The organism is Aminobacter sp. P4_D5 (assembly GCF_056401815.1).
Genome location: NZ_JBFUIP010000676.1, coordinates 1 through 728, shown reverse-complemented (window position 1 = coordinate 728; position 728 = coordinate 1). Strand labels below are relative to the sequence as shown.

Here is a 728-nt window from a genome sequence, read left to right as displayed (position 1 = left end):
CACGCCCTGCGGGTGCTTGGGGTTCGGCACCTCGATCATGACGGTGTCCAGCATCGGCAGGTCCGAGCAGACCGGCATCCGGTAGTCGAGGAAGCTGGCGTTATCGACCTTGCCGTTCTTGTCGTAGAGGTATTCCTCGCTGAGCGCCCAGCCGATGCCCTGCGCGGCGCCGCCCTGCATCTGCCCCTCGACATAGGCCGGATGCACGGCGCGCCCGACATCCTGGAAGGAGGTGTAGCGCAGCACCCGGACGATCCCGAGATCGACGTCGACCTCCACGTCGCAGACATGGGTGGCGAAGCCGCCCTCGGCGCCCTGGGTGTTCTGCTGCACGCCGGCGCCGATGGGGCCACCGGTCTCGCTCGCCTTGGCCGCGAGTTGCGCGAGGCTGAGCCCGGGAAACTTGCCGGCGTTCTCGCCGGCGGGCTTGGCCTCGCCATCCTCCCAGACCACGGCCTCCGGATCGATCTTCCAGAGCTTCGCCGCGCGCTCGCAGAGGGTCTTGATGACCTTCTCCGTGGACTGCGTCACCACCATCGCTGAGGCGAAGAGCACGCGGCTGCCGCCGGTCAGGTTGGAATAGCCGATGGTCGCGGTGTCGCCGATCAGCACGGAGACGCGTTTGTAGTCGATGCCCAGCAGCTCCGCCGTGATGTTGGCGATGGAGGCGCGCGAGCCGCCGACATCCGGATGGCCCGTGGTCACCACGACATTGCCGTCCTCGGTGA

General features: G+C 67.7%; 1 protein-coding gene. It reads right to left on the bottom strand.

The annotated features are described in order from the left end of the window. Positions 1-728, bottom strand: a 728-nt coding sequence (locus AC1DWF_RS34275) for a xanthine dehydrogenase family protein molybdopterin-binding subunit (RefSeq protein ID WP_476842941.1), incomplete at both ends; no start/stop codon positions are given.